The following is a 25,021-nucleotide window of genomic DNA, read 5'->3' as shown; positions in this document are numbered from 1 at the left end:
ACCCGTCAGGTGGAGCGTGCGTCAGCGCGTGAGCGCGGCGGAGAGTCGCTCCGCGCTGCCGCCGAGGTCGTAGCGGGCTGCGAAGTCGGCGAACCTGTCAGGCTGTGCAACGCCGTCGGGCAGGGCCGTGACGAGGTCGCCGGGCACCTCGACGTCCAGCGCCACATCGACGACCTTCGGCGCCACATCGAGATAGTCATGAGCGGCTTCCAGCCGCGTTCGGCGCGCTCCCTTGATGCGGGGATCGCCGTTCGCCACGGCCCCACGGATCGCGGCGAGGGTGCCGAACTCGGCGAGCAGCCCGGCCGCGGTCTTCTCGCCGATGCCCGCGACACCAGGCAGTCCGTCGCTCGTGTCGCCGCGCATGACGGCAAGATCGGCGTACGCGCGCCCGCCGGGCACGCCGTACTTCGTCATGAGGAAGCTCTCGTCGACGAGGTCGGGGGCACGCACGCCGCCCTTGGCCGTGTAGAGCACGCGAACGCTCATGGCGTCGTCGACGAGTTGGAAGAGGTCACGATCGCCGGTGACCACGTCGACCGGGCCCTGGCCGGTGAAGCGGTGTGTCAGCGTGCCGATGACGTCGTCCGCCTCGTAGCCGTCGACGCCGAGGCGGGTGATGCCGACGAGCTCGAGCATCTCGCGGATGAGCGGCACCTGCGGCGCGAGTTTCTCCGGTGACTCCTCGGAGCCGTCGGTGCCCTCGAGCACGCGGTGCGACTTGTACGACGGGATGGCCTCGACGCGGAACGCGGGGCGCCAGTCGTTGTCCCAACACGCCACGAGGTCGGTGGGCTCGTAGGTGCTGGCGAGCGTCGCGATCATGTCGGTGAAGCCGCGCAATGCGTTGTTGGGGGTGCCATCCGGTGCCTCCCGCTCGGGCACACCGTAGAAGGCCCGGAAGTACAGGCTCGCGGAATCCAGCAGCATGAGTCGACGCGGCGTCATGAGCGTCATCGTGCCACAGCGCTCGAGGCGTCGAGCCTCAGCGCGCGATCGGGGCGAAGCGTCCGTGAACGTTCTCAACGAGGTCGGCCGGCGCCAACCCGATGTCGAATCCGCGCCGCCCACCCGAGACGTACACCGTCGCCAGGGCTTCCGCGCTCGCGTCGACAACCGTGGCGAGGGCGGTGCGCGTGCCGACGGGGGAGACGCCTCCGAGCACGTACCCGGTGAGACGTTCCACGTCACGCGGTTCGGCGAGGCGACACTTCTTGGCGCCGAGCCCTGCGGCCACGGCCTTGAGGTCGGCCGTCGTCGAGACCGGGACGACGGCGACGCCGAAGGATCCCGAATCCAGCGACACGACAAGGGTTTTGAACACGTGGCTGGGGTCGAGACCGAGAGCTTGCGCGGCTTCGTCACCGTAGGAGGTCACCGACGGATCGTGCTCGTACGGCAGCCCTTCGTACGAGACACCTGCCGCGTCGAGCGCGCGCGTCGCGGGGGTGGTCGGGCCGGTGTTCACGTTTCGAGACGCCATGATCACTCTCTATAGCGCATTTCGAAGTCGCCCCGAAAGACGACACGCCGCACTTCTCGGGAGTTTCTGCGGCAGGGCCGAAGCGCCGACCCAAGGGGCCCGAATCCGATCCTGACGATCACGTTGAAGGCCCGCCCGTGCGTGGCTATCTTTGCGTGAAGCACGTGACGCGATCGCGTGCGACTACGGACGGGTCTCACACCTAGTAGAAAACTTCCGGCTCCGGCTGGTCGGCCCCAACGGTGTGAGCCCGTCCGTCACACTTTCCCCGCTGAGTTACCCTTGTGCGGTGCTCCCTCGTCGCTTCCTTCGCCTGGCCGCCGCAATGGTGGCCGGCCTCGCGCTGTGGCTCGCATTTCCCGATCACGGGCTGTGGTGGACGGTCCCGATCGCCCTGGCACTCTTCGCCGTCAGCGTCCTGCACGTCCGTGCCCGCTGGGGAGCTCTGCTCGGTTTCGTCTTCGGCATGGCGTTCTTCGCGCCGGTGCTCTCGTGGTCGGGTGTGTACGTCGGCACGTTCCCGTGGATGGCGCTCGCCGTCCTGCAGTCGTTGTACTTCGCCGGCATGGGCGCGCTCATCGCGTCCTTTCAGCGTCGACGCCTCGCGCCTGTGCTGGGCGCGGCAGCGTGGGTGACACAGGAGTGGTTGCGCGGCACCACGCCGTTCGGCGGCTTCCCCTGGGCCCGCCTCGCCTTCTCGCAGGCCGACGCCCCGTGGGCGCCCCTCGTCGCGTGGGTGAGCTCACCAGGCCTGACGTTCGCGCTCGCCCTCGCCGGTGGCGCACTCGCCGGGCTGGGCGTGTGGGCGTTCACCTCATGGCGGGGCGTCTCCTCCCGCGAGACGACACAGGCCGATGCGGGTAGCCGCTTTTCCAGCGCTTCCGCCGTCGGCGCAGTTGCTGTCGCCGCCGTGGCCCTCCTCGCGGGCTCCGTCATCACACCCCCGACGGAGGGGCGCACCATCGACATCGCCGGCATCCAGGGCAACGTGCCGACCGCGGGTCTCGACTTCAACGCTCAGCGCCGCGCCGTGCTCGACAACCACGTGCGAGCCAGCGAGAAGCTCTCCGACGCCGTTGCGGCCGGCGCCACACCCAAACCTGACATCGTCGTGTGGCCCGAGAACGCCTCCGACATCGACCCCAAGCGCAACGCCGGCGCCCGTGACGAGATCGCGGGCGCGCTGCGCCGACTGGACGCGCCGCTCGTCGTCGGAGCGGTCCTGTCCGAGCCGATGCCGAAGGTCTCGAACGCCTCGATGCTCTACCTTCCGGGCAAGGGCCTGAGCGACACCTACGTCAAACAGCACCCGGTGCCGTTCGGCGAGTACATCCCGTACCGCTCGTTCTTCCGCACGTTCTCCAAGCAGGTCGATCTCGTGCGCGCGGACTTCACCCAGGGCCAGAAGGTCGGGGTGTTCTCCGTGCCCACGAAGTCCGGCGCAGTGAAGGCGGCACCGATCATCTGCTTCGAGGTGGCCTACGACGACCTCCTGCGCAAGCCGGCGAACCGTGGCGCGCAGCTCTTCCTCGTTCAGACGAACAACGCGACGTTCGGCTACACCGCCGAGTCGACGCAGCAACTCGCCATCTCGCGCCTGCGCGCGCTCGAGTACGGCCGCTCGATCGCGCACGTCTCCACCGTCGGTGTGAGCGCGCTCATCACCCCGGACGGCGTGACGTACGAACGCACGTCGCTGTTCACCCAGGCGGTGCTGACGGGGGAGTTGCCGCTGCGCTCGCAAGCCACGCTCGCTCAGCGTCTCGGCCGCGCGCCCGAGATCGTGGCGACGGCGGCCTGCGTCATCGCGTTCGCGCTGAATCTGCGCCGCGGGCGGAAATCTTCGCGCGCCGCCGTTCGTTGAACCTGATGTGACTACCTACTCGAGTCGTCCTCGCCGCAAGGGCTGGGCGCGTTGGCTGATGCTGGCGCTGCTCGTCATCCCCGTCATCGAGGTGTTCATCATCATCAAGATGGGGCAGACGATCGGCGGATGGCCGACGTTCGGCCTCCTCGTCCTGTGGTCCGCGCTGGGTGCGTGGATCGTCAAGCGTGAGTCGGGTCGTGCCTTCGGGGCGCTGCGCCAGGCGTTCGGTTCCGGACGGATGCCTGCGCGAGAACTCTCGGACGCTGCCCTCATCCTCGTCGGCGGCACGCTGCTGCTCGCACCGGGTTTCTTCACCGACTTCCTCGGCCTGTTCTTCCTCCTGCCGTTCACGCGTCCGTTCACGCGCAAGCTGCTCGAGAAGGTCGTGGCCGCCAAGCTCCTCGGCTCGGTCCAGGTGGCGAGCTTCGGCCCCGGCGGCTTCTCTGCCACCCGCGGGTTCGGCGGGCCGGATCCGCTGAGCCGGCCGTACCCGACCTCGGACAGCTTCGGCGGTTACGGGTCGACCTCCTCGACGCACACCTCGTCGCGTCGGCGCACTCGATCTGCGTCCGACGACGTCGTCGAGGGCGAGATCATCGACTGACGCGCTCACGCGCCACACACGAAGGCCGGTCACCCTCTCGGGGTGACCGGCCTTCGTGGTGGACGAGCGCGGCTCGTCAGGACTTCTTCTTGCGCGGCTTCTCGCCACGCGACTCGCGCAAGAGCGTCAGACGCTCGTCCAGCAGCTCCTCCAGCTCGGGGACGGAACGACGCTCGAGGAGCATGTCCCAGTGCGTACGGGCCGGCTTGACGGGCTTGCGCTCCGGCTCGGGGCCGTCGATGAGCTTGGCCTCGAGGCCGCAACGGCACTCCCAGAGCGCCGGCACGTCGGCCTCGACGGAGAAGGGCAGTTCCACGACGTGCCCCTGCTCGCAGCGGTAGCTGACCATCTGACGCTCGCTGAAGGCGATGCCCTCGTCCGTCTCGAGAGAGAGGGTGCTGAGGTTGGTACCTCGCAGAGAACGTTCGGCCATGGATGTCTCCCAACTTCACACGTACAGCGCGTCTGTTTGGTGAGAGCGCTCACCGCGCTGCTTCACGCAGAACAACGCCACAGACGTGACAAATGTTCCATCTGTCATCGTATGGCCTCAAGCGGCCCGCGACCAAAGCGTCAGCCCTGGCCAGCGCGCGCCATGCCGCGCTCGACGTCGACGCGGGACAGCAGGTAGGCGCCGAGGGCGAAGAACATGACGAGCGCGACGATCGACAGACGGTAGGAACCGGTGAGCTGGTGGACGAGGCCGAACGTCAGGGTGCCGAACCAACTCGTGCCGCGTTCCATGGCCTGGTAGAGGCTGAAGTACTCCGACTCTCGCCCGAGCGGTACGAGCTTGCTGTATACCGAACGGCTGAGCGCCTGCGAACCACCGAGCACGATGCCGATGCCGACGCCGAGGCACAGCCACAGCGCGAACTGCTTCTCGGGCAGGAAGAACGCGACGGCGATGACGAGGGTCCACAGGCCGAGCGAGAGCAGGATGGCCTTCTTGGCGCCCATGACGGCCGCGAGGCGGCCGAACAACAGGGCGCCGAGGAACGCCACGAACTGCACGAGCAGGATCGTCACGATGAGCTGGCTGTCGCCGAAGCCGAGCTCCTCCTTGCCGTACAGGCTGGCCGAGACGATGACCGTCTGGATGCCGTCGTTGAAGAAGAGGTAGGCGAGGAGGAAGACGAGGGTGTCGGGGTAGTGCTTGAGTTCACGGAACGTGCTCGTGAGCTGACGCAGGCTGCCGCGCACCGTTCCGGCGTCACTCGCCGCCGCGGGGCGTTCTGGGTGGCGCACGTCCTTGAGCCCGAGCACGGGGATGAGCGTGAAGATGGCCCACCACAGGCCTGCGCTCAGGAGGCTCACGCGGACGGCTTCGCCCGTGCTGAGGCCGATCTTGTCGTGCAGCGTGACAACGGCGAGGTTGGCCGCGAGGAGCAAGCCACCGCCCAGGTAGCCCAGGGCCCAACCACGCGAACTGACACGGTCACGTTCCGACTCGTCACTGATCCGCACGAGCAGGCCGTCGTAGACGACGAGGGAGGCACCGAGGCACTGGTTGGCGATGATGAGGAGCACCACGCCGAGCTGCCAGTTCGTGCCGGTGACGAAGAACATCGCCGACGCCGCGGCTGCGCCGACCCACGCGAACGCGCCGAGCAGGCGCGAGGGGCGCTGGACCCGGTCGGCGATGGCGCCGACGAGAAGTAGGAGGACGGCGCTCAGAATCGTCGAGACGGTGATCGTGTACGGCGCGAGCGAGCCGGGGGAGACCGGGATGCCGAGCACCGAGAGGTTCGCGTGACACGCGACGTCTGTGGGCTGATCAGGGCAGGCCGCCGCCTTGGCGACCGACGTGAGGTAGGGGGAGAACAGCACCGTCGACGTCGTCGTGACGAAGGCCGAGTTGGCCCAGTCGTACCAGTACCAGCTGCGTTGGCGACGGGCGCGCGTGGCGGCGTCGGGCGCGAGAGGCGAGGCGGCTGCGGTGTTCACGGGTGAAGCGTGTCACATCCGCGGCTCGTGCGGACGTGACTGTCCCCAACCCGCATTGGCGGTGGGGAAAGCGACCGCCCCGGGACGCCGTTCGGCGTCTCGGGGCGGAGCGTGTCAGCTGCTCAGCGCTGCTTGTCGATGAAGCGGTCAGCGGCGCCGGTGGCCTTGTCAATCTTGGCCGTGTGCTTGCGGCCCGTCTTGGAGTCGACGAACGAACCGGCGCGCTGCGTCGCCTGACGCACCTTCTCCGGGTTCTGTCGCACGTACTTGCGGCCCTGGGCGATCGCCTGGGTCAGGAGGTTGATCTTCATGGCCTGAATCCTAGTCGAGGGGTCTCGAAGCGCCCGGGAGCAGAAGGGCCGCAAGGTCGTCGGCCGAATCGACGACGGCGGCGGCGCCCGCGTCACGAAGTTCGTCGGGTGCGGCGTAACCCCACGAGACGCCGATCGTCGCGATGCCGTGCTTCGCGGCGCCCTCGACGTCGTGCAGGCGGTCACCGACCATGACGACGTCTGCATCCGGTTCGCGTTGCAGGTGGGCCAGGGCTCGAGCGATGACGTCGGCCTTGGTGTCGCGGGGGTTCGTCACGTCGGCGCCGAAGACGCCCTCGAGGCCGCCTGCAAGGTGCGGCGCGAGGCCGAAGTGCTCGACGATTCGTCGCGCCGTCGCCTGTGGTTTCGAGGTGGCCACGGCCACGGTCGTCCCGGCGTCCGCAAGCCCGGCGAGCACGTCACGGATGCCGGGGTAGAGCTCGTTGTCGAACAGCCGGCCTGCCTCGTAGTCGGTGCGATAGGTGGTGACGACCTCGTCCACGCGTTCGGGTGGCAGACCGATTCCTTCGAGCGAGACGCGAAACGGCGGGCCGACGAAGGAGTTGAGGACGTCGTCGCTCGGCACCTCGAGGCCGTGGTGCGTCAGGGCATGCAGCATCGAGGAGGTGATGCCCGGCGCCGAGTCGGACAACGTGCCGTCGAGGTCGAAGAGGACGAGGCTCACTCGGGTACCGGGGCTCCAGCGCGTCATGCGCCCATCCTCACAAACACGCCCCGTGCACGACGAAACGGCCGCCTCACCCGAGGATGCGACGGCCGTTTCGTGCGAGCAGAAGGTCAGACGCGCGCGTACTTCGACCGTGCCGCCGAGTACACGGCGAAGGCCACGAACCCGATGCCGATGACGGCCACCATGACGGAGCCGAGCGGCTTGTCGAGCAGCGATTTCAGCGCCGTGTCGAGGCCGCCCGTGTCCTTCGGGTCGTGCGTGATGGCGCCGTTGACGAAGAACACGCCCGTGAGGACGAGGGCCAGGCCCTTGAGCGAGTACCCGATGACGCCCGACCACTCGGCCCACTTGCCCGGGTTCTTCTGCAGGTCCTCGAAGAACTTCTTCTTGACGCCCTTGACGACGTGGTAGATGCCGACGCCGACGATCACCGCACCGGCCAGGCCCACGAGGATGACTCCGGCGGTGTTCTCCATGAGCTTGCCGGTCATCGAGGCGTTCTGCTGCTTGCTCGAACTGCTCTGGCCGCGCGCGAGCGTCATGATGCACATGCCCGAGAGCACGGCGTAGGTGCCCGCTTTGGCCGCGGCCTTGAGCCGCGTCTTCGCCTCGTGGAAGGAGAGGCACGCCTCGCCGATCTGCCAGAACGCGAGCGCCGCCCAGCCGAACGCGCCGATGCCGAGCAGGACCTTGCCCCACGTGTTCTCGGTCAGCATCCCCAGCGCGCCGCCCTGGTCGGCGGAGCCTCCTCCGCCCGTGGCCAGCCGGACGGCGACGATGCCGATGAGCAGGTGCATGACTGCGTTGGCCGCGTAGCCGATACGCGCCGCGCGCTCCACCCACGGGTGGTTGGCTGCGTCGTTGATCGCCTCCTGCGCGTCATCGGCGATGTCGGGCTTCTTGTCGCCCATGCGATGAGCTGAAGTGTTCACGACGTCTCCTCGGTCATGGCCAGGGTGAGCACCTCGGCCTGGGGCAGCCCGGCCAGTTCGGCAGCATCCACGATGATCTTGGCGCCGCGTACGCCACCGCCGACGAGCACCTCGCCGCGTTCGACGACCCGCTCGTCGATGAGGAGCTTCCAGTCGCTCGGCAGGCCGACGGGCGTGATGCCGCCGCGCACCATGCCGCTTTCGACCTCCGTCTCGCTCTGGTCGGCGAACGAGATCTTGCGGGCTCCGAGGTGGCGACGCACGACGCCGTTGATGTCGGCCTTGTCCGTGGCCAGCACGAGGACGGCGGCCGTCGTCTTCGTCTCCCCGCGCCGGCCCGTCACGACGACACAGTTGGCGCTCGCGGCAGGGTCGACGTCATAGGCGTAACAGAACGCAGCGGTGTCGGCCAGGTGCGGGTCGATGATCGCGACGCGCGCGCTCGGCACCGTGTTCACCGCGTCGGCAACGGGTTTCGCCACGTCGTCGAGGCGCTCGGCGAGGGGCGCCCACGAGAGGTTTCCTTCGAGTGATGGCATGTGCGGATGCTACGACGGATGCGGCCTTCTGGGGCCGAGGTCGGCTCGGCGCGCGCGGATGCGCGTCAGGTCGCGTCCCCAAGGGTGAGTTCTCGGCGCGAGGTGAACACGCGAGTGCGCCCGTCGACGGGATCGACGAACTCGAGGCGTCGCGCCAACAGCTGCAGGGGAGTGGAGTAGTCGTCGATGTCGACGGCGAACTCGCGTGGATAGAGCGGGTCGCCGCAGATCGGTACACCGAGCCCGCTCATGTGGACACGCAGTTGGTGGGTGCGACCGGTGCTCGGCTCGAGCCGGTAAAGGCCGACCTGGTGGGCGCGAGCGTCACCCTCGTCACCCTCGTCGCCCGTCGTGACAACGCGCCGCTCCTCGAGGTGGACGTCGGTGACGGCGTTGATGGCCGCGCCCGCCACCTCGTACGCCTGCGCAGTGCCGTGGTCCTTGCGGATGTGCGATTCCACGCGACGCGGAAGTTCCAGGTCGTCACGCAGGGGAGCGAGCGCCTCGTACGTCTTCGCCGGGACGCGGGCTTCGAACATGCGCTGGTAGGGAGCTCGCCAACGCTGTTCGGTGGTGAGGACGAGTACCCCCGCCGTCAGCCGGTCGAGGCGGTGGGCCGGCCCGAGTTCGGGCAGGTCGAGCATCTCGCGCGCCTTGACGACGACCGATTGCGTGACGTGGCGACCACGGGGGATCGAGGCCATGAAGTGCGGCTTGTCGACGACGACGATCCGCTCGTCGACGTGAAGAACGTCGAGCTCGAACGGAAGCTCCGGCTCGGGCCGCAGGTCACGGTGGAAGTGCACGAACGTGTGGGGACGGTAGATCTCGTCACCGTTCCAGGGGCGTCCGTCGTCGTCGACGAAACGCCCGTCGGCGAGCATCGCGTCGACGTCGACCTCTGCGGGCAGCTTGTGGCGCAGGAAGTCACGCATCGATGCCCACGGCATCGGGTTCGCGGGGTCGCGATCCGGCGTGCGCACCCACGCGGCCCGCAGCCCGTGACGCATGGGCAGCGGGGAGTGCGTTGGCATGGCGGGTGACTCAGCTCCGCTCTGCGGCAGCGGCGAGTGCGGCCAGGCCCTTGTCGAAGTCCTTCTCCACCCTCTTCTTCATGCGGAACACCGTGAAGAAGATCTTCTGCGCGACGCTCTGCGGACCGGTCATCGTCCAGCTGACGTCCGTGCCTCCGTCGGCGCTCGGACGAAGGTCGAAGACGGTCGTGTTGTCCGACGAGAACGGCTCGGTGAACGTCAGCGCGACGGTGATGCGCTCCGGCGTCGACTCGGTGATCTCCATGTGCCCGGAGCCGGCCTTCTTGTTGCCCTTCCAGGCGTAGCGGCTGCCGACCCCCTGCTCGGGGCCCTCAAATGTACGGGTCATGGTGTCGTCGAGTCCCTCCCACGGCGACCACTGCGGCCAGTTGCGGAAGTCGTCGATGAGGGCGTGGATCTGCGACGGCGCGGCGCTCGTGTGACGCGCGCGGCTCACCTTGAATTCACCCATGCGCACAGGGTAAGCGGATGCGGAGCAGAACCCGCCACGGCGTAGTCCGCCGATATCGTGTCGAGCATTGCTCTCATCAACGCACTCACCGGCAACGCCTCGCTCATGAAGGAGGAGAAGGCGCGCGAGCAGTACGGGCCGTGGCTGGTCGAGAACGAGCGCCTCGAGGGCGCTTTCGAACTCGTTCTCGACTCGTTCTGCCTGACGAATCTGCGCCTCATCGCCCTCGACCGGGAGGGGCCGGTCAACCCGAAGGTCGACGTCCGTTCCATCCCGCTCGCGTCGATCGTCGACGTGACTGCTCGGACGGCAGGCATCGGAATCGACGACTCGGATCTCACGATCACCTACATCACATCGCCCCGGCTGCGAGCACACACGGTGGAGTACAGCACCATGACCTTCACCTTCAACAAGAGCTTCGACATTGCGGGTCTGTACCGCCACCTCATGACGATCGCGCAGCGCAACTACGCGTCGCTCAACGACGCCTGACGCCTACGCTGGGCCGATGCCCGCACGAGCCGATCTCATTCCGGACGCCTTCCGCGCTCGCGTCGCGGGACGCCCGGCCGACGCCGACGGGGGAATCGACGGCGACACGTGGCTCGCGTCACTGCCGCGTCTGCTCGACGAGTGCCTGTCGACGTGGAAGGCACAGCCCGAGGGCCCCACCGCGTTCGGTGAGTGTGCACTCGTCGTCCCGGTCAGGGTCGGCAAGGAGCGCGCGGCGTTGAAGGTGACGTGGCCCCACGCGGAGGCTCGTCACGAGCACCTCGCACTGCGCGCGTGGCGGGGCACGGGCGCCGTCCGGATGAGAGCGGCCGATCCCGCGCGGTGGGCCTTGCTTCTCGAGCGCTGCGAGCCTGCCGTGCGCCTTCACGAGATGTCGGCTCTCGACGCCTGCGAGATGATCGGACTCATCCACGCCCGGCTCACCCACCCGGCATTGCCACAGCTCGACACAGCGAGCGCGTGGTGTGCCCGCATCCGGGAGCGCCTCGAGTCGTCACCGCCGCCGATGCCGCGTCGGTTCGTGCAGCAGGGCATCGCGCTCGCCCGCGACCTGCCGCAGTCCGAGCGAATCGACGCCACGCTCGTGCACTCCGACCTCCACGACGACAACGTCATGCAGACCCGGCGGGCGGGCACGGTGGACGGGTTCGTCGCCATCGACCCCAAACCCCTCGCGGGAGAGCCGGCGCTCGCCGTCGCACCGCTGCTGTGGAACCGCTGGGACGAAGCTGCCGGGGCGTACAACCTGCGCAACCACCTGCGCTTTCGCGTCGACTACGCCTGCGACCCCATGGGCGTCGCACCCGAACGTGCGCGCGCCTGGAGCATCCTGCGGCTCCTCGACAACGCGTGGTGGGATGCCCAAGCAGCGCTCCGGCCCGGAGCTGCGGCTCCTGACCTGACGAAGGCCGTGTCGATCATCAAGGCGATGCAGGGCTGACGGCGTTCTCCACCTCCGCGGTCGGTACGTGGGCCACGGCTTCAGTCTCGAGAAGGCTGTCCCAGTGCAGAGCGGGAACGGGCACGACGCACCGGGCCGGACGATGGTCGCCGAGCCACGCGCGGCACACGGCGTCAACGCGTGGCCACAGTTCGACGTCGGTGACGTAAACGCGCACCTGCGCCAAGGCGTCGCGTGGTGCACCTGCCGCCGCGAGCACCCGGTCGAGGTTGGTGAAGACAAGTTCGGCTTGCCCCTCAAGGTCCAGGTCAGTGCGCGGGGTGCCTGCCTCGTCGAGGGGGAGTTGACCCGACAGGAAGAGCAGGTCGCCGACGCGGGCGGCATGGGAGTAGTGCCCCTTCGGCGTCGGCAGATCGACGCCGCTCATCCGCCGAACACCTCCACCATCCGGGCGGCGGACTTGTGACCCGAACCGGTGAGCACGAGAACGGTGGTGCCGGTGCCGTCGAGCTGGCCTGCGTCGCGCAGTGCGCGATATCCCGCGTATGCGTTGGCGCTCGTCGGCTCGGCGTAGAGGCCGCGGCCAACCAGCGTCCACGTGGCTGCGGCGATGGCGTCCTCACTCGTCGCGCTGCGAGACCGTTGCACCGGCGCAGAGCCGCGAGGACCTCTCGGCCACGCACAGGGTTTCCGATCGCGGTGCCTTCAGCCATCGTCGCGGCCGGAACGACAGGCCCGACGTCGTCAGCGCCCTTGGCGAACGCGTCGACGAGCGGTGAGGCGCTCGCGGGCTGCGCCATGACGAGGCGCGGCACGGGGTCGATGGCGCCGGCGCGCTCGAGTTCGTGCCACGCCAGGTCGTGGCCGATGACCTGGCTCCCGGAACCGGCCACGAGGACGATCGTGTCAGGCGCCGTGGGGCCGAGGTCGTCCCAGATCTCATAGGCCTGCGTCTTGATGCCCTGGATGAACATCGGGTGCCAGTTGTGGGAGGCGTAGGCGCGTTCTTCGGCCTGCCGCAGGGCTTCGGCGGAGCAGTCGTCACGCGTGCCGGGGACGATCTGGATCTCGGCGCCGTGGGCACGCGTCTGCAGGATCTTGCCGGGTGACGTGCCTTCGGGGACGAGGACGCGTGATCCGATGACTGCGGCGGCCGCGTAGGCGGCGAACGACGAGCCGCCGTTACCGGACGAATCCTCGAGCGCCTCGCGCTGACCGGCGTCGGCCAGAGCGGTGATCATCGTGGAGAGGCCGCGGTCCTTGAACGAGCCGGTCGGGTTGCAGTATTCGAGCTTGAACTTGAGCATCTCGCCGTCAACCTCGTTCGTCACGAGGGGTGTCATGCCCTCGCCGAGGGAGATCTCGCGTTCGAACGTCACAGGCAGGGCGCGGCGGTAGCGCCAGATCGAACGCTCCGTGGCGTCGACGTCGTCGCACGTGATGCCGGGCCGGTCGTCGTAGGAGAGCGGCGATCCGTCGTCACCGCGCCAGCGGGAGTGGTCGAGCGGGTACGTAGTTTCGGAGCGGCCGCGGAGCAGGAGCCCATCATCGAATCGTGTGAGCCGGGCCACAAGGGAGGGTTAGCCCGTGGTCACGCCGGCGTACTGCCCAGGCCGGCCAGCAGCGCCTCGACGTCTGCCCAAGCGCTCGCACCCAGTTGTCGGTCGGCCTGCTCACTGCCGCCGCGGGCCAACACGTGCCCTCCGGTGGCGACGGGCTCGCCGGGCAGGATCGTGCGGTGGCCGGCTGCTTCGTCGGCCACGATGACGGTGTCGAGGCCGTGCTCGGCGCGTCGCCGAGCGATGCGTTCAGCGAAGTCAGCGGAGGGCCAGACCTGATCGTCCCCGCCTGCGACCGCGATGACGTGGGGGATCCGTTCCACGGCGATGGTGGCGGCGTCACGGACTCGCTCGGGCGCTTGCTCGAGTGAGGAACGGTAGAGGTCGAGGAAGGAGGGCGTGGCGTCGTCGGGCCAGTGGCCTTCGGAGAACGCGACATAGGGCCGCGCCTGACCGCGGAAGGTCCAGTGGCTGGTGGCAGTTCCGTCAGGGCGGATGGCACACCACACGACGCTGCTTGGAGCGAACGCGACCACCGCGTCCACGAGGACCCCGCCGTCCTGGGCCGCTGCGGCCAGCACACCCTCGGCTCCGAAGGAGGTACCGACGAGGACGACGTGGTCGCACTCGCGGCGTAGCGCTGCGGCGCGATCGAGGAAAGTCTCAAGAGGGATGTCGTAGGGGCCTGCGTTCTGACCGGGACCGCCGAACCACGTCATCGTCTCCGCGACGCATCCCTTCGCTGCGAAGATCTTCGCCCGGGGGTCATCGAGACGGCCGCTCGAGCCGGCGACCGTAAGAACACCGACGCCATTGGGCACGTGTGGCCGAATCCGAAAGCCTGTGCCGTCCGAGAAGGGTTCACGCGTCGGTCGGTGGCCCATGGACCGACGGTAGCCGAGGGCACCGTCCGGACTTTCCTGATTTTGTCATCGCGACCCGCCTCCCTTCTCTACCTTCGTGCTTATGGGAATCTTCCAAGGCCTCGCAGGCAACATGCAGCAGATGGACCCGCAGCAAGCACAGGCGGAGTACGCGCCGTGGCTGTTGCCGGGTGAGCAGATCCACAACGCGTTCAGGATGCTGCGTGACGGTTTCTGCATCACGAATCTCCGCATCATCACGCTCGACCACCAGGGTGCGACGGGCAAGAAGACGCGAGTGAAGTCGATCGCCCTCAACACGATCGTCGACGTGACCGCCGAGACCGCCGGCGGCGGGATGGACGACTCGGAGATCACGATCACCTTCGTCACAACACCGAGGCTTCGTTCCCACAACCTTGCCTACGACTCCTACCGGTTCGAGTTCCCCAAGAACTTCGACCTGCCCGGGCTGTACCGCTACCTCATGGGAGTGGCACAGGAGAACGTCCGCTTCATCAACCAGGACTGAGCCGGCCTCCGCGGCACGTCGTCGCGGGAAGAAGGTTCGCCATCAAGTCGGGACCGGAGTGCGGAAGTGACTGCGGCGCCGGGCAACTGAGGATTAGTGTCGGGGTTCCTGTCGTCACGCCCGTGCGGCGGGGGAGAGGTAGCAGCACATGAGCTCGGCTCGACGCGTGTGGGGGTTCGTGGCTGCACTGGCCTGGTTCGACGTGGCACTCGACGTGACGTTGTCCGCAACCGACAACTACTCGCACGCGGAAATCGCAGCACACGCGTACGGGAACAACCCGACGGGCGCGGCCGGCGCGCTGCCGCGCGTGATCGACACCTTGAGCTACTTCACGGTGTGGTCGAACGTCGTCGTGGCGCTCGCGTTCACCCTCCTCGCGTTGCAGGCAAGGCGAGCCGCCGCGACGTCGGGGGAGAGGCCGACCGGGGACCGCTTCTCGCGCCTGGCTCGCGTGCTTCTGCTCGACGCGCTCGTGATGATCACCGTGACGGCGATCGTCTACCAGGTCGTTCTCGCGCCGGACGCGAATCCGACCGGCGTCGCTGTTGTCACGAACTTCCTCGAGCATCAGGCGGTTCCGGTGCTGTCGGTGCTCGCGTGGCTCGTCGTCGGGCCACGGCGTGCCTTCGACCGTCGGACGTTCAGCCTGTTCCTCGTCGTGCCGGTCGTGTGGGTGGTCTACATGCTCGCGCGCGGCGCCATCATCGACGCGTACCCGTATCCCTTCGTCAACGTGTCGACGAACGGCTACGCCTCGGTGGCGGTGGCGTTGTGCGCGATCCTGGCGTTCGGCCTCGCTCTGGCAGCGCTCTACACCGGGCTGGACAAGGTGCTCAGCCGGCGGCGCTGACCGTCGGCAACTATATCGATCGTCTATGCAATTTTAGGGGAGTCACGCCGCCCGGGTTGGGGCGTAGGTTGGCTCCATGAGCACTCAGGACATCGACAAGAAAACGCTGAAGGCGGATCTCGTCAAGCACCTCAAGGAACAGGCGGACGCGAACAGCGAAGCCGTCGCGTTGGAGAGCCACGAGGCGCAGGCCACGGAGACCGACGAGGTCGACGTCGACGATATCTCGCACGAGGACGAAGCCGGCGACCTGCACGCGATGTACCAGGAGACCGACGACCGCCAGCAGGAGCTGATCACGACGGCCGAGAACCTCGACGTGTCCGCAAAGGAGACTGTGGAGCCAGGCGCCGTGGTGAGCTTCGGCGACGAGGTCTACCTGGTGGGCGTCGCCGTGAGCGAGTTCGAATCACAAGGCCGTAGCTTCTCGGGCATGTCGACGGACGCACCGATCTACGACGGCATCAGCGGCAAGCGCGCAGGCGACACGTTCGATCTGAACGGCACGACGCAGTCGATCACGTCGGTGCAGTAACGCCACGCAGAAGGGGGCTGACGAAGCAGGTGCGTGAGCACGTCGTCAGCCCCTTTCGACGCTCCAGTCAGTTGCCGATAATCTACATTATGTAAAGTAGAGTCAATCAGCCACTCCTCGCGAGACGCTGCGTGTGCTCCTCTCGCTCCAGTTGAGACCTCTCGCACCAGATCGGACACTGCTATAGCAAGCGCCATTTAGTCGCAGTTGATCCGATACACATGGTCAACTGTCCAACGCGAGAAGACCTGGAGGCTCCGTGAGTCGAGCGCTGCACTCCTTGCCGAGCAACGTCACGGAAACCCTGCGCGTGCTGGCGCGCCTCGATGGTCGGTTGCTCAATGTCGAGGCCAGCCGGTCGCTCACGGCAGAGCCCTTCGAGGATGCCCTCCCCATCCGCGAGTTCTTCGCCTGGCCGGGCAAGCGCAACTACGAGGGACTGTGGTGGTCCTCCACGATGAAGCGGCACACCGGGTTCGAGAGCCTGCTGGAGCGGCAGTACCTACTGAGCGCAGACCATGACCCCGATGTCGTGGGCGTCTCCTCCCAGCCGCTGGCGATCCTGTGGCCCAAGGGCACGCAGGATGCCGAGGGCCGACGACTCCGCGATCACGTCCCCGACTTCTTCGTCGGGCTGAGCAACGGCGACGGACGGCTTGTGGACGTGCGTCACCCGGACAAAGCCGAGGCCCACCGGTTCGCGTTGACGGAAGCTTGGCGCTCCCGGCCAGAGTCGCGACCTCAACCTCTTCCTCCGGAAGCCCCGAGGTGGCCCGCTCCGTTCTGGGTGCCTACTGCGAGGCGATGGCGGAAGCCGGGACCCCTGTGGTCAAGGCTGAGGCTCTCCTGCCGGGCATTCGGGCAGCCCTTCGAGCGGGCTACTCCCCACGCTCGGTCCTCATCGGCCTGGGCATGTGGGACTCCGAGGGCTTTCGCAGTCCCCGGCAGATCGAGGAATGGGTCCAGAAGGCCGCGAGACACGGGCCAGAGCCCTCGCACCCGATGAGCGTCGCTGTGACCTGCTGACCGAGGGCCGGGAGCGCTACACGCGCTTCCTCGGACGCAAGGCCGTAGCCACCCCGTCCAAGGCCGACGTGCGTCGCCAGCGGTCGCTCGCGGCAATCGGGTTGTTCACGGAGGGAGCGAGGTGAGTGAACGGAACGCCGCCCCTCGGCCACGCCTGCCGGCTTCTGTCGGTGCCGCTGCCTACGATGACAAAGAGCGAGTTCGAGCACTCGCATACCTTGAAGGAGACGTAGCGAGTGTCGCGACTGACTGAACTACTGAGGCAGGCACGGAAGGCCGACAAGCAACTCGGTGACGACCTGGAGAAGGAGTTCGCCGCCCTGATGAAGCGGCGGACGTTCGGGCTGGTCTTCGAGCAGCACCAGCCAGAGGCCGTTGAGTTGCCCGGGTGTGACGTGCGTCGGGGCGACAAGGTGCGGGTGCTGCCTCCCCGGGGGGAGGTCAAGCAGGGCGACCAGCGGCTGTGGCGGGTGGAGCAGATCGAGCGCGTGGATGGGAGCCGAGTCGCGCACCTGATCGAACTGGACGCCGAGCAGCCAGAGACCCAGGTCGTCATCACGGACGACCTCGTGGTGGTCGCGGAGTTCAACGACCGCATCTACCCGGGGCTCGTGGAGACCGGACGAGTAGAGCGCGGGGGTGACAAGCCGTTCCACACCGTCATCAACGCAGAGAACTACCACGCCCTGGAGATGCTCACCTACACCCATCGGGGCAAGGTCGACGCCATCTACATCGACCCTCCGTACAACACGGGTGCGAAGGACTGGAAGTACAACAACAACTACGTCGAGGGAGACGACGATTACAGGCACTCGAAGTGGTTGGCGTTCATGGAGCGACGGCTGGAGGTCGCCCGAGACTTGCTGAACCCGGAGGACTCTGTTCTCATCGTCACCATTGACGAGAAGGAGTACCTCCGGCTCGGGATGCTACTGGACCAGACCTTCCCCGAGGCGCGGATTCAGATGGTCACTACTGTGATCTCGCAACGGGGCGTCGCCAGGGATGGCACGCTGTCTCGGGTTGACGAATACATCTACTTGGTCTTCCTAGGTTCCGCCAGGGCGAGTGAAGTCCAGACAGACCTCCTCGGTGCCGTTTCCGCAGAGAAGCCGCGTCAGATGTGGTTCCAGTTCCGTCGCAACGGGGCGGGGTCGCTGCGGTCAGATTCGCCGAATCTCTTCTACCCGTTGCTAATCGAGCCGAGGTCCCGTGCTATTCGCCAAGTTGGTGACCCGCTGCCATTGTCCACCCCCCGGGACGAGTATCAGGCCCCCGAGGGGCTGATCGCAGTTTGGCCCCTGCGGGAGGATGGAACGGAGGCACGTTGGCGGACGGGCGTAGACATCGCCCGACGCAATGTCGGGAGAGGGTACATCCGTGTAGGGCCATTGAATAAGAAGGGCCTCTGGCCGGTTCTTTTCATTAATGAGGGGGGTGTGCGCGCCATCGAATCGGGGGATATTCAGGTCTCAGGCCGTGGTCCTAGCGGTGAGGTTGTTCTGGCTGGAGCCACTCGGGAGCGGGTGCTACCCAAGACAGTGTGGAACTCCCCTGCGCACGATGCAGGTTGGCATGGAAGTCGCATGCTCAACGACGTTCTTCCCAAGAGACGGTTCCCGTACCCCAAATCGCTATATGCGGTTGAAGATGTCCTACGGCTGTTCGTCGTCAACAAGCCCCACGCGGTGGTTCTTGACTTCTTCTCTGGCTCGGGGACCACGGCCCATGCCGTCATGCGGCTGAACAAGCAGGATGGTGGTCGTCGCCAGTGCATCTCGGTGACGAACAACGAGGTCAGTGCCGAGGAGCAGCGCGGGCTGCGTAAGCGTGGGCTGCGTCCCGGGGACGATGACTGGGAGTCGCAGGGCATCTGCGACTACATCACCAAGCCTCGGGTGACGGCTGCGATCACTGGCCGGACGCCCCAGGGCGAGCCGATCAAGGGTGACTACAAGTTCACAGACGAGTTCCCCATGAGTGATGGCTTCGAGGAGAGTGCGGCGTTCTTCACCCTGACCTACGAGGCACCGCTCTCGGTCCGGCACAACCGGGCGTTCGAGCGGATCGCTCCGATGTTGTGGATGAAGGCCGGGTCGCAGGGCCGGGTCATCACGGACCTGGGTGAGGACGGTTGGGACGTGGCCGAGACCTATGGCGTGCTGGAGAACCTGGATCAGGCCGGGGACTTCGTGGCCCGGGTGGCTGAGGCGGAGTCTGTGAAGATGGCATTCATCGTCACGGACGACGATTCGGCCTTCCAGATGGTGTGCCGTGACCTGCCCAGTTCGGTGCTCCCGGTGCGGCTGTACGAGTCGTACTTGCAGAACTTCCAGTTGAGGGGTGGTCGCTGATGCGCTACTCGCTGAAGGACTACCAAGGCGAGGCCGTCCGGGACGTACTGCGGAACCTGGACCAGGCCCGCGACATGTACCACCGCTACGGGTCACTGTCGCAGTTCTCCCTGACGGCGACGACCGGTGCCGGCAAGACGGTCATGGCTGCTGCGGTGATCGAGGCGCTTTTCTTCGGCAACGACGAGTTCGACTTCGAGGCCGATCCCGGCGCGGTCGTGCTGTGGTTCTCCGACGACCCTTCGCTCAACGAGCAGTCGCGGGCGCGTTTGCAGGAGGCGGCGAGCGAGTTGGACTCGCGCCTGCGGGTCATCGAGACGACGTTCTCCGAACCCTCGCTACGCCCGGGGCACGTGTACTTCCTCAACACGCAGAAGTTGTCCAAGAACTCGCGACTGGTACGTGGTGAGGCCAGTGGCGCCCTGGGACAGGAGCGTCTCTTCCAACCCCGTCCCGACGAGATGCAGTCCTCGATCTACGACGTGATCACGAACACCGTCGAGAACAAGGACCTAACGCTCTACTTCGTCCTGGATGAGGCCCACCGAGGCATGGGCACTACGAGCAAAGACCGCTCCACCATCGTCCAGCGGCTGATCAACGGCCACGGCGCGGTCCCGCCGATGCCGGTCGTCTTCGGTATCTCGGCCACAGTGGAGCGGTTCGAGGCGGCGATGAAGGACGCGAAGGGTCGAACAGCCCTGCCTTCGGTGGAGGTCGACTCCGGACTCGTGCAGGCATCGGGCTTGTTGAAGGACGACATCGTGCTCTCCATCCCCACCGAGCAAGGGGTCTTCGATACGGTGCTGCTGCGCCGGGCGGTGGAGAAGGTCCGGGCCTCGACAGCGGCGTGGTTGGCCTACGCGGACGAGCAGGAGGAGGCTGATCCGGTCATCCCGCTGCTGGTCGTCCAGGTGGTCGACAAGCCCACCCAAGAGACCTTGGTGCGGACGCTGGACACGATCTACGACGCCTGGCCCGAACTCGGACCTGACGCCGTGGCGAACGTCTTCGGGGAGCACCAGGACCTCTTGGTCGGCCAGCAGGGCGTGCCCTACATCGAGCCCCAACGGGTGCAGGACGCCAAGCACGTCCGCGTGCTGCTGGCCAAGTCTGCGATCTCCACGGGCTGGGACTGCCCGAGGGCCGAGGTGCTGGTCTCGATGCGCCCGGCCAAGGACCGGACACACATCACCCAGTTGCTGGGCCGGATGATCCGCACTCCCCTGGCTCGGCGTATCCCGGGCAACGAGTTGCTGAACTCGGTGGACTGCCTGCTGCCGTTCTTCGACCGCAAGACCGCCACAGGCGTGGCCGAGATGCTGATGAAGGGCGCGACCTCCAAGGACGAGGAGGACAACGACACCGGAGGCGGCGAGGGACGCCGGGTACTGTTCGACCCGGTGGACCTTCACCCAAACCCGAAGGTGCGCCAGGAGGTGTGGGAGACGTTCGCAGCGCTGCCCTCGGTGACGATCCCGAAGAAGGGCGTCAAGCCCATCCGCAGACTCACCGCGCTCGCCACGGCGCTGTCCAAGGACAACCTGGTCGAGGAAGCCGTCGAGAAGGCGCACAAGCACCTCCACGCCGTACTGGACGGTCGGGCGGTGCAGCACAAGGAGAAGGTCGCCCAGGCCCGCGAGGACGTGCTCACGATGAGCGGTGAGGAGGCCCGAGGCCGGATCGGCGGCGGATTTTCGTACAAGTCGTTCCAGGAGTCGGCGGACCCGCGTGCCATCGAGGACTCCTACCGCGCCGCAGCGCGCGTCCTGAGCCCCGCCCTGTGCTCCTCCTACGTCAACCACCTGGTCGGCCCGGACGGCGACGACGACGACCTCCTGGAGGCCAACATCACCGTCGCCGCTCTGGGCCGGGTGCCTGAAATCGCGCAGGCCGTCGAGGACGAGGCCGACGACCTCGCGAGGACGTGGCTCAACCAGACCCGCGTCGCCCGCAAGGGACTCTCGGACGAGCGGCAGGCGGAGTACGACCGGCTGGAAGGCATGTCCACCCAACCTGAACGCATCTCCCTCACCGTCCCCAAGGCAGCCCAGGCCGAGACGATGGTGCGCGAGAAGGACGGGACCGAGAGCCCGCTGGAGACCCGGCTCATGCACCTCATGGCAGCCGAGGACGGCACCTACCCGATCACGCTCAACGAGTGGGAGCGGAAGGTCCTCGACTCCGAGGCCAGGCAGCCCGGCTTCAAGGGTTGGTACCGCAACCCCGCCCGGGCCACGAAGGAGTCCTTGGCCATCGCCTACAAGGAGGACTCCGGCACCTGGAAGGCAGTCCGTCCCGACTTCATCTTCTTCGGCACCGACCACACGGGTGCCGTAGTGGCTGATCTGGTGGACCCTCACGGCCACCACCTCTCCGACGCCCTGCCGAAGTTGCGAGGGCTGGCGGCGTTCGCGGAGAAGTACCAGGGCGAGTTCCGCCGCATCGAGTCCGTGGCCGAGACCGGAGGCACCATGAAGGTCCTCGACCTGACCAAGCACCACGTCCGACAGGCCATCCGGGACGCCAAGAGCGCCAAGGGACTCTACGAGTCCGACATCACGAGCGACTACTGAGATGGCCCTCCTTGACTGGCTCAGGCGCATCTGGACCTCTCCTGCACCCACAAGCACTCCGTCCGGCGCGTCCGCCAGCGACCCTGATGCAGCGACAGTCACAGAGGCTTGGGATGTCCTGACCAACGTCAACGAGTGGGTGAAGCACGCCGAAACCAAACTCGGTGTGGTGCTCGCCTTCCTTGGGGTGCTGGCAGCCGGACTCATCACGCTCGTGATCGAGGCTGGGAGCCCTTCGCTAGCCATGCTCTGGATCGAAGGACTGACGGGACTGCTTCTCCTTCTCGCCGCTGGCGCAGCCACGCTGGGTCTCCTGCCCCAGTTCGCCCACGAGCCCGACCAGACCAAGTTGAACCCGCTCTACTACGGCGACGTTCATCGGCACTTTGCGGGCCAGCCCGACCAGTACGCGGCACACCTCAGGGGCGCACTGGCTGATCCGAACACGGTCACCGAGCACCTTGCGCGTCAGATCGTGGCGAACTCTGGCGTAGCCGTCCGCAAATACACGTGGGCCAACCGCGCCAACTTTCTCGGATTCCTGTCTCTGCTGGGCACGGTGGCGGTAGTCGTAGGCCAGGCGCTGTGCTGGTAGCCCAAGAGTGTCAGACCGGCTCCGTAGCCTTGTTCATATGAGCGATGAACCCGCCTTCCTGACCTCCCTCCTCGACGCACTGGGCGAAGAGGTGAACACAGTCCTGAACAACTCCGACATCCCTGTGGTGGAGAAGGACGGCACCTTCAAGGCCCAGGACATCCCTTCCTCGTCCAGCGACACGTGGATCAAACTTCCTGAGGTTGTGGCCGTGGTCTGTGACCTGAAGGGGTCTACCCACCTCGGTACCGGCAAGCACGACAAGTCGACCGCCCGCATCTACAAGAGCAGCGTCGAGGGTGCGGTGCGCATCTTCCACGACTTCGAGGCGAACTTCATCGACATCCAAGGCGACGGCGGATTCGGCCTCTTCTGGGGCGACCGGGCCTACGAGCGAGCACTGTGCGCAGGGGTCACGATCAAGACGTTCAGCGAAGACCTGGTGGCACGACTGGAGAAGCGGTGGCCAGACGCCCCGGAGACTGGCTACAAGGTGGGTATCCACGCTGCACGCACCCTCGTCAAGAAGATCGGGACGCGGCGGAACGTCTCAGAACAGGAGGCTGTCTGGGCGGGCAGGCCGGTCAACTACGCAGCGAAGTGTGCGCAGGCTGCTGAGCGACACGAGATGATTGTTACCCAACAGGTGTGGGAGAAGTTCAAGAACAACGACTACATCGCCTTCAGTTGTGACTGCAACGAAGGTCCTACTGCGAACCTTTGGACGGATACGACTGTTGACCGTCTCCCACAGGACGACCAGGCTGCCGTTGTTCTCAAATCGGGTTGGTGCGAGAAGTGCGGTCCGGAGTTCTGCGACGCCATACGAGCGGGGGAAACCCAGCGCGACATCCCCACCCACGTTCGGGGCGCGATACAGAAGATGCGCATGCAAGAGGCCCTCGCTGCCAAGCGTGAGCGCGATGCCCAGCGACGCACCGCGTTGCGAAGCCTGCGCTGATTCCTCGCCCCTCAGCCCCTTACCCGAAGGAGAATCATGGCTGCCCCTCTATCACCCAGCGCGATGCTGGCCACCTCAATGCACGCTCAGGCGGGGGTCTATGCACTGCTGCTCGGCTCGGGGATGTCAACTGGGGCTGGGATGCCCACGGGCTGGGGCGTGGTGACCGATCTCGTCCGCAAGGTGGCCGCCCAGGAGGACGCGGAGTCTGCCGAGCAGGCCGGGTCCCACCCCGAGACATGGTGGCGAGAGCACCATGGGGAAGACTTGGGCTACTCCTCGCTCCTGGAGTCTTTAGCCCCAACCGCTGCCGCGCGCCAAGGGCTCCTCGCTGGGTACTTCGAGCCCACGGACGAGGAGCGTGAGGAGGGGGTGAAGACCCCGAGCAAGGCGCACCAAGCCATCGCCCAACTCGTGAAGAAGGGCTACATCAAGGTCGTCATCACTACGAACTTCGACCGGCTCATGGAGCAGGCGCTGGAGGCCGAGGGGGTCGCACCGCAGGTCATCGCCCGCCCGGAGGCAGTTGCAGGCATGGAGCCGCTGGCGCACGCCACCGCCACGGTCATCAAACTCCATGGCGACTACAAGGACTTGGGTTCGCTCAACACGCCTGATGAACTAGCCTCCTATCCCGAGCAGTGGAACCGGCTGATCGAGCGTGTACTGGACGACTACGGGCTCCTGATCTCGGGGTGGTCGGCGGACTGGGACACCGCACTGGTGGCCCTGATGGAGGCTTCCCCCAATCGGCGCTACCCGCTCTATTGGGATGGCCGGAGCAGCAGGGGGGGCACAGCCCAGCGGTTGCTGGCCGGGCGTCGGGGAACCGTCATCCCGGCAGCGGGGGCGGATGAACTGTTCACCGCGATCGCCTCCAACATCGAGGCGCTGGAGCGGCTGGTAGTTCCTCCACTCACAACGGCGATGGCCGTCGCACGCCTGAAGCGCTATCTGCCCAATCCCGTGCGACGGATCGACCTGCACGACCTCGTGGTCAACGCTACAGAGGACGTGGCCCAGGGCGTCATCGACCAGGCTCTGTCCTTGCCGGGTGACAGGGGCACCTCTCTCCAGCATGTGCTCGACGGGCACCGGGAAAGGTCGCACCTTCTGCGGACACTCCTTGTGGAAGGCGTACGGCACGACGACGGCGTTCACGACCGTCTCTGGATGGATGTGTTCCAGAGGCTGGTGGACGTGGGCTCGGTCCGCCGCTTGGGTGTCCCCACCCAAGCGCATCTGGAGAGAGCGAGGCTGTACCCAGCCCTGCTTGTCCAAGCCGCGCTCGGGACCGCTGCGACGTATCGCCGCCGCGACGGACTCGTCATCAAACTGGCCACGCAGGTAATCGGAACACTTGACCACGGCGTCCGCCTTCGCTTGCCTGCGGCACAGATCGTGCACCCGTGGCGAGTTCTCGACGCAGACGACGTGAACCTCTTGCCACGCTGGGGAGGGGGACGATGGACCTACCCCATCAGCCGTCTCTTGAAGCAGGACACGCGCGATGTGTTCCGTGACCTCATCCCCGATGATGAGCAGTACGCAGAGACCTTCCACGGCTACGAGTACCGGATGAGTCTCATTTACGCCGTCACCGCTGAGGGCTCCGATCACCTCTACGGCCCTATGCAGGGCGAGTACGTCGGAGAGACAGCCTGGTCATGGCAGCAACAAGATGTGCCCTTGGCAGAGATCGCATTCCGCGAAGCAGGCGAACTCGCCACAGAGTGGCCATGGATCGACTTCCTCGGTGGAGAGAGCGAGCAGGACCAACGACTGGTAGCGCATCGGGAGAAACTCGCACACTTCAAGTACCACAACCTGCGTTGAAGTAGGGCATGACCTGAATCGGACACCTGTG

The 25,021-nt window shown here is 66.6% G+C and carries 26 protein-coding genes; 13 read left to right on the top strand and 13 right to left on the bottom strand.

Annotated elements, in window-relative coordinates:
• Window positions 1-21 precede the first annotated feature (21 nt).
• Together IM689_RS11780 and ybaK are read right to left on the bottom strand one after the other, a co-directional pair.
• Window positions 22-948 carry a 5'-3' exonuclease gene (locus tag IM689_RS11780; protein ID WP_193644136.1) on the bottom strand — a complete coding sequence of 309 codons (927 nt, stop codon included), beginning with the start codon at window positions 946-948 and terminating at the stop codon, window positions 22-24.
• A gap of 37 nt (window positions 949-985) precedes the next feature.
• Window positions 986-1,483 carry a Cys-tRNA(Pro) deacylase gene (gene ybaK, locus IM689_RS11775; RefSeq protein WP_047312912.1) on the bottom strand — a complete coding sequence of 166 codons (498 nt, stop codon included), beginning with the start codon at window positions 1,481-1,483 and terminating at the stop codon, window positions 986-988.
• Between the two features lie 289 nt (window positions 1,484-1,772).
• On the opposite strand from ybaK, the gene lnt reads away from it, so the two are divergent.
• Window positions 1,773-3,347: an apolipoprotein N-acyltransferase gene (gene lnt / locus IM689_RS11770; protein ID WP_319803874.1), complete on the top strand. Its 1,575-nt coding sequence runs from the start codon at window positions 1,773-1,775 to the stop codon at window positions 3,345-3,347.
• Between the two features lie 7 nt (window positions 3,348-3,354).
• A complete protein-coding gene (locus tag IM689_RS11765) occupies window positions 3,355-3,954 on the top strand; it encodes an FxsA family protein (RefSeq protein WP_255464774.1) in 600 nt (199 codons plus the stop codon).
• Between the two features lie 76 nt (window positions 3,955-4,030).
• Here the strand turns inward: IM689_RS11765 and IM689_RS11760 are convergent, their stop codons facing one another.
• The 8 genes from IM689_RS11760 to IM689_RS11725 form a co-directional block, all read right to left on the bottom strand.
• On the bottom strand, window positions 4,031-4,387 hold the full coding sequence (locus tag IM689_RS11760; protein ID WP_047312847.1) for an RNA polymerase-binding protein RbpA: 357 nt from the start codon (window positions 4,385-4,387) through the stop codon (window positions 4,031-4,033).
• A 140-nt stretch (window positions 4,388-4,527) separates the two neighbouring features.
• Complete coding sequence (locus tag IM689_RS11755) at window positions 4,528-5,901, bottom strand: MFS transporter (protein ID WP_129663576.1); 1,374 nt, start codon at window positions 5,899-5,901, stop codon at window positions 4,528-4,530.
• A 122-nt stretch (window positions 5,902-6,023) separates the two neighbouring features.
• Window positions 6,024-6,212: an antitoxin gene (locus IM689_RS11750; RefSeq protein WP_118912359.1), complete on the bottom strand. Its 189-nt coding sequence runs from the start codon at window positions 6,210-6,212 to the stop codon at window positions 6,024-6,026.
• Window positions 6,213-6,222: 10 nt separating this feature from the next.
• The gene (locus IM689_RS11745) at window positions 6,223-6,924 is read right to left on the bottom strand and encodes an HAD hydrolase-like protein (RefSeq protein ID WP_193644135.1); all 702 of its coding nucleotides are present in this window, start codon (window positions 6,922-6,924) and stop codon (window positions 6,223-6,225) included.
• A gap of 86 nt (window positions 6,925-7,010) precedes the next feature.
• Complete coding sequence (locus tag IM689_RS11740; protein ID WP_193644134.1) at window positions 7,011-7,835, bottom strand: DUF1206 domain-containing protein; 825 nt, start codon at window positions 7,833-7,835, stop codon at window positions 7,011-7,013.
• On the bottom strand, window positions 7,832-8,374 hold the full coding sequence (locus IM689_RS11735; RefSeq protein ID WP_193644133.1) for a YbaK/EbsC family protein: 543 nt from the start codon (window positions 8,372-8,374) through the stop codon (window positions 7,832-7,834). The genes IM689_RS11740 and IM689_RS11735 overlap by 4 nt, the downstream gene beginning before the upstream one ends.
• A gap of 65 nt (window positions 8,375-8,439) precedes the next feature.
• Complete coding sequence (locus tag IM689_RS11730; RefSeq protein ID WP_193644132.1) at window positions 8,440-9,408, bottom strand: pseudouridine synthase; 969 nt, start codon at window positions 9,406-9,408, stop codon at window positions 8,440-8,442.
• Window positions 9,409-9,418: 10 nt separating this feature from the next.
• Window positions 9,419-9,880: an SRPBCC family protein gene (locus tag IM689_RS11725; RefSeq protein ID WP_193644131.1), complete on the bottom strand. Its 462-nt coding sequence runs from the start codon at window positions 9,878-9,880 to the stop codon at window positions 9,419-9,421.
• A gap of 57 nt (window positions 9,881-9,937) precedes the next feature.
• Here IM689_RS11725 and IM689_RS11720 point away from each other — a divergent pair, with 57 nt between their 5' ends.
• Together IM689_RS11720 and IM689_RS11715 are read left to right on the top strand one after the other, a co-directional pair.
• A complete protein-coding gene (locus IM689_RS11720; RefSeq protein ID WP_319803873.1) occupies window positions 9,938-10,375 on the top strand; it encodes a PH domain-containing protein in 438 nt (145 codons plus the stop codon).
• Between the two features lie 16 nt (window positions 10,376-10,391).
• Entirely contained in the window at window positions 10,392-11,336 is a 945-nt protein-coding gene (locus tag IM689_RS11715) for an aminoglycoside phosphotransferase family protein (protein WP_193644130.1), read from the top strand.
• Here the strand turns inward: IM689_RS11715 and IM689_RS15155 are convergent.
• The 3 genes from IM689_RS15155 to IM689_RS11700 are packed head-to-tail and all read right to left on the bottom strand — an operon-like array spanning window position 11,317 to window position 13,677.
• Window positions 11,317-11,724, bottom strand: a complete 408-nt coding sequence (locus IM689_RS15155) for a RidA family protein (protein ID WP_193644129.1) — start codon at window positions 11,722-11,724, stop codon at window positions 11,317-11,319. The genes IM689_RS11715 and IM689_RS15155 overlap by 20 nt on opposite strands.
• The gene (locus IM689_RS11705) at window positions 11,606-12,868 is read right to left on the bottom strand and encodes a pyridoxal-phosphate dependent enzyme (protein WP_319803872.1); all 1,263 of its coding nucleotides are present in this window, start codon (window positions 12,866-12,868) and stop codon (window positions 11,606-11,608) included. Before IM689_RS11705 ends, IM689_RS15155 begins: the two co-directional genes overlap by 119 nt.
• 20 nt (window positions 12,869-12,888) lie before the next feature.
• Entirely contained in the window at window positions 12,889-13,677 is a 789-nt protein-coding gene (locus IM689_RS11700; RefSeq protein ID WP_193644128.1) for an alpha/beta fold hydrolase, read from the bottom strand.
• 145 nt (window positions 13,678-13,822) lie between these two features.
• Here IM689_RS11700 and IM689_RS11695 point away from each other — a divergent pair, with 145 nt between their 5' ends.
• The 9 genes from IM689_RS11695 (at window position 13,823) to IM689_RS11655 (ending at window position 24,990) form a co-directional block, all read left to right on the top strand.
• Window positions 13,823-14,251 carry a PH domain-containing protein gene (locus IM689_RS11695; protein ID WP_118912351.1) on the top strand — a complete coding sequence of 143 codons (429 nt, stop codon included), beginning with the start codon at window positions 13,823-13,825 and terminating at the stop codon, window positions 14,249-14,251.
• A gap of 148 nt (window positions 14,252-14,399) precedes the next feature.
• Window positions 14,400-15,104 carry a Pr6Pr family membrane protein gene (locus IM689_RS11690; protein ID WP_193644127.1) on the top strand — a complete coding sequence of 235 codons (705 nt, stop codon included), beginning with the start codon at window positions 14,400-14,402 and terminating at the stop codon, window positions 15,102-15,104.
• 76 nt (window positions 15,105-15,180) lie between these two features.
• Window positions 15,181-15,639 (top strand): hypothetical protein, encoded by a 459-nt coding sequence (locus tag IM689_RS11685; protein WP_193644126.1) that lies wholly within the window; start codon window positions 15,181-15,183, stop codon window positions 15,637-15,639.
• A gap of 259 nt (window positions 15,640-15,898) precedes the next feature.
• Window positions 15,899-16,645, top strand: coding sequence for a TnsA-like heteromeric transposase endonuclease subunit (locus IM689_RS15150; RefSeq protein WP_406565499.1), 747 nt, complete (start codon window positions 15,899-15,901; stop codon window positions 16,643-16,645).
• Between the two features lie 256 nt (window positions 16,646-16,901).
• Window positions 16,902-19,022, top strand: a complete 2,121-nt coding sequence (locus IM689_RS11675; protein WP_193644125.1) for a site-specific DNA-methyltransferase — start codon at window positions 16,902-16,904, stop codon at window positions 19,020-19,022.
• Window positions 19,022-21,598, top strand: a complete 2,577-nt coding sequence (locus IM689_RS11670) for a DEAD/DEAH box helicase (protein ID WP_193644124.1) — start codon at window positions 19,022-19,024, stop codon at window positions 21,596-21,598. Before IM689_RS11675 ends, IM689_RS11670 begins: the two co-directional genes overlap by 1 nt.
• 1 nt (window position 21,599) lies before the next feature.
• Window positions 21,600-22,193: a Pycsar system effector family protein gene (locus IM689_RS11665; RefSeq protein ID WP_193644123.1), complete on the top strand. Its 594-nt coding sequence runs from the start codon at window positions 21,600-21,602 to the stop codon at window positions 22,191-22,193.
• Window positions 22,194-22,230: 37 nt separating this feature from the next.
• The gene (locus IM689_RS11660) at window positions 22,231-23,154 is read left to right on the top strand and encodes a hypothetical protein (protein ID WP_193644122.1); all 924 of its coding nucleotides are present in this window, start codon (window positions 22,231-22,233) and stop codon (window positions 23,152-23,154) included.
• Window positions 23,155-23,190: 36 nt separating this feature from the next.
• Window positions 23,191-24,990: an SIR2 family protein gene (locus IM689_RS11655; RefSeq protein ID WP_193644121.1), complete on the top strand. Its 1,800-nt coding sequence runs from the start codon at window positions 23,191-23,193 to the stop codon at window positions 24,988-24,990.
• The last annotated feature ends 31 nt before the right edge of the window (window positions 24,991-25,021 follow it).

The organism is Dermacoccus barathri (genome assembly GCF_015070805.1).
GTDB classification, from domain to species: domain Bacteria; phylum Actinomycetota; class Actinomycetes; order Actinomycetales; family Dermatophilaceae; genus Dermacoccus; species Dermacoccus abyssi.
Note: the sequence above shows the minus strand (reverse complement) of the source record. Positions and strands in the feature narration are given on the sequence as shown.